We start from the raw sequence: 3,297 nt of genomic DNA, 5'->3' as shown, positions 1-3,297 counted from the left end.
ATAGGCCAGGCGCCGGTGATTTCCGGGGGGATGGCCCGCAGCTGTTCGGCCAGGGCCGGCTCGCATTTGAGGCTCACGGACCAATCGGCCGGGTCCATGGCCGATGCCGCGAACATCTTGGCGTCCTGCCGCGTGCCGCCGGATATCCCCGCCCGCACCTTGAAAACCGATGTCTCCGGGCCGAAAGGAAAATCCTCAAACGCACCGGGGAAGCTCAAGCAGATCTCGCGGAGGGTGGCAACGTCCATGGCACGAGCCTATCCGGCTGCGGCCTGCCCGGCTGCGCGGGCTATCCGGCTGCGGCCCGCCTCACACTGCCTGCGCGGCGGTGCGGGCGTCGCCGATGCTGTGCAGCCCTTCGGGAGTGGTGCCGTTGACTTCGTAGTCGCCCACGGTGCGGGCCTTGAACACAGCGGGGTTGTGGGTGGAAACGGTCCTGGCGTTGCGCCAATGCCGGTCCAGCGATTTCGACTTCGACGTGGCGGATGCCCCGGTGACGTCGAAGAGCTGCTGGGCCGCGGACTGGACGAGTTCGGGCACCAGAAGCTGCGCCTTTTCCACCGCGATCTCGCCGCGGACGTAGCGTTGTTCCGGGGTGAGATCCAGGTTCTGGTCCGCGCCGGCGTCGAGCTCCCGGGCGGCGGCCAGCACCACGGATTCCGCCGCGAAGACCTTGGCCGAGAGCTGGCCGATGAGCTGCAGGATCAGCGGGTCGTGGCGGAACAGTTCGCCGGAGCCGGTGTTGAAGGTGCGCTTGCGGTCGCGGACCAGCGCCCTCGCGTCGGCCAGCGCCGCCCGGCCGATGCCCGCCAGGACGGCGAGCAGGACCAGCTGGAAGAAGGCCGGCTCGTGCGTGGTGGATTCCGAGCGCCGGATGATGTTGGTGTCCGGCACCACGGCGTCACGGAAAATCGTGGTGCCGGTGCCGGTCAGCTGCTGGCCGAACCCGTCCCAGTCGTCGAGGATTTCCACTCCGGGCTGGGTGGTGCTGACCACGGCGTACTGGCGGCCCTCCACGCCCTCGGTGCTGGCCATGACGGCAATCCACTCGGCGAAGATGGTGCCGGTGGTGTAGTACTTCCTGCCGTTCAAGAGCCAGTCCCCGCCGTGGCGCGTCAGCTTGGTTCCGGTGGTGCCGAGGACATTGCCGGATTTCTCCGTGGCGGCGTTTCCAAAGATCTCGCCGGCCACCACTTTCGGGTACCAGCGGTTCCGGAAGTCCGCGGATTCCAGGCCGACGGTTTCCACGAACGCGAAGTGCGAGCGGTAGAGGTGGGCCACGGAGGAATCCGCCTCGGCGAGTTCGATGAGCAGCCGGAAGAAGGGCTCAAAGCCGATGCCGTCGCCCCCGTGTTCCGTGGGCACACGCAGCCGGCCGAAGCCTTCCTCGTTCAGCCAGCGGACCTGTTCGAAGGGCAGGACCCTGTCCTGCTCGCGGGCCAGCGCGTCCTCCGCGATCCGGGCAAACACGGGCCGGAAACGCTGCGCCAGCCTCTCGTAGGCGGCTTCGGCCGACGGCGCTGATGGTGCTGAATGTGCTGCGGGGGCTGTGGTCTCTGGTGCGTAGGACATGCGTTCCCTTGGTTGCTGGTGGCCGGGCTAGAGCTTGGCGGCGTCGGCGGCGGGGTCCTGGTCCCAGGGGGTGGGCAGGATGCCCTTCTGGTAGCTGGCAAACCAGGCCTTGACCTCCGGGGACTGGAAGGCGGCCTTGAGGGCCGCGGCCTTCTCCGACCCGGCAAAATCCTTCCGCCCGGCAACCACGATCCGGAACGGGACCTGGTCCGCTTCCTTTTCGAAGGCCAGCGCGTCGTCCTTGCTGTGCCCGGCATCCGCGGCCATCCGGGCGACCAGGAAGCCGGCGTCGACATCGGGAAGGGTCTTGGCGAGGGACTGCTGGTCCACTTCCACGAACTGCAGCTTCTTCGGGTTGGCCGTGATGTTCTTTTGCGAGGTGTGGATCACGGTGGCGTCAGACAGCTCCAGCAGGCCGGCGTCGCGCAGCATGAACAGGGCACGGCCGTTATTCGCCGGGTCCACGGGAATGCCGATCTTGGCGCCGTCCGGGAGCTCGTTCAGGGACTTGTACTTGTCAGACCAGATGCCGCCCGGGGCGCTGTAGACGTAGAACAGTCCCACGTTCTCCAGGCCCTTGTCCTGGTTGAACTGCTTCAGGTAGGCGTTGTGCTGGAAGAAGTTGGCGTCGAATTCGCCGTTGGCCACGGCCAGGTTGGGCTGGATGATGTCCGTGACGTACGTGGGCTCCAGGGTCCAGCCCTGGGCCGCGAGCAGCTTCTGGGCCAGCTTGGTCGGTTCCTGGTACGGGGCGGACTCGGTGACGATAATCTTGATCGTCTTGCCGCCGCTGGCGCCGGCACCGCCGGGATTGGTGAGGCCGCAGCCGGTCAGTGCCGCGGCGGAGACAGCACCGGCGCCGGCGAGGGCATATTTGAGGAAATTTCTACGCTGCATGGTCTTGGTCCTTTGTGGTGGTTCGCGCTGGGCTATGACTGGGCGGTAACGCTGGCGCGCTGGTTTTCGGCCGCCGCGGAGAAATCGGTGAAGGCTCCCCGGAAGGCCGCCGCGGGGTGGCGTCCGTTGAGCCGCGGCCCGGCGCCGAAGAGCTTCTCGCGCAGGGTTCCCGGCGCGTAGCCGGTCTGGGCGAGGCCGCGGCTGCGCAGTTCGGGCAGCACACCGTCGATGAAGTCGGTGTAGGAGCCGGGGATGGTCTGGTTGATGATGTTGATGCCGTCGATTCCGGCGTCCTGCCACTGCTCGAGACGGTCGGCAATCTGGTCCGGCGTTCCCACCACCCGGTTGGCCCGGCTGCGGTAGAGCGCAATGTCGCGGAGGGTGGGGTTGCCGCCGCGGACGGAGGCGCGGATAGCCGTGAGATGTCCCTGGCTGCCTTCCGTTTCAAGGTCCCCGAGCGGGGTGTCCAGCGGCAGGCCGCCGAGGTCGACGCCGAACCCGCCGCCCACGTGGGCCAGCAGGGCCTCAATGTCCAGGCTGTCCTCGAGCTCTTCGGCCTTGCGGTTCGCCTCGGCTTCGGTGCCGCCCACCACGAAGTGCATACCCTGGAGGAACTTCACGTCATCCGGATGGCGGCCGGCGGCAACGGCCTGTTCCCGGACGGCCGCAGTGTACTTCGCGGCCACCTCGGTGCTCGGCGCGAGGGTGAAGGTGGCCTCGGCGTTGGCGGCGCAGAACTGCTGGCCGCGGCCGGAGCTCCCGGCCTGGAAAAGCACCGGGGTGCGTTGCGGCGAAGGAGCCGCGAGGTGGGGTCCGTCGATCGAGTAC

The 3,297-nt window shown here is 67.8% G+C and carries 4 protein-coding genes; all 4 read right to left on the bottom strand.

Annotated elements, in window-relative coordinates; all coding sequences use genetic code 11:
• Positions 1–248: MmcQ/YjbR family DNA-binding protein (locus tag LQV45_RS22255; RefSeq protein WP_230008863.1), on the bottom strand; the 248-nt coding region annotated here is incomplete at its 3' end.
• A gap of 61 nt (positions 249–309) precedes the next feature.
• Entirely contained in the window at positions 310–1,572 is a 1,263-nt protein-coding gene (locus LQV45_RS22250; RefSeq protein WP_230008862.1) for an acyl-CoA dehydrogenase family protein, read from the bottom strand.
• A gap of 27 nt (positions 1,573–1,599) precedes the next feature.
• On the bottom strand, positions 1,600–2,469 hold the full coding sequence (locus tag LQV45_RS22245) for a MetQ/NlpA family ABC transporter substrate-binding protein (RefSeq protein WP_230008861.1): 870 nt from the start codon (positions 2,467–2,469) through the stop codon (positions 1,600–1,602).
• A gap of 32 nt (positions 2,470–2,501) precedes the next feature.
• A partial coding sequence (locus LQV45_RS22240) for an LLM class flavin-dependent oxidoreductase (protein WP_230008860.1) occupies positions 2,502–3,297 on the bottom strand: 796 nt, incomplete at its 5' end.

It is taken from the genome of Microbacterium sp. Bi128 (assembly GCF_918698205.1).
This window is presented reverse-complemented; position numbering and strand designations above follow the sequence as displayed.

What these genes read in the sequence shown, in the direction of transcription:
- LQV45_RS22250 (WP_230008862.1), bottom strand. Translation starts at nt 1,572, where the DNA reads ATGTCCTACGCACCAGAGACCACAGCCCCCGCAGCACATTCAGCACCA.
- LQV45_RS22245 (WP_230008861.1), bottom strand. Translation starts at nt 2,469, where the DNA reads ATGCAGCGTAGAAATTTCCTCAAATATGCCCTCGCCGGCGCCGGTGCT.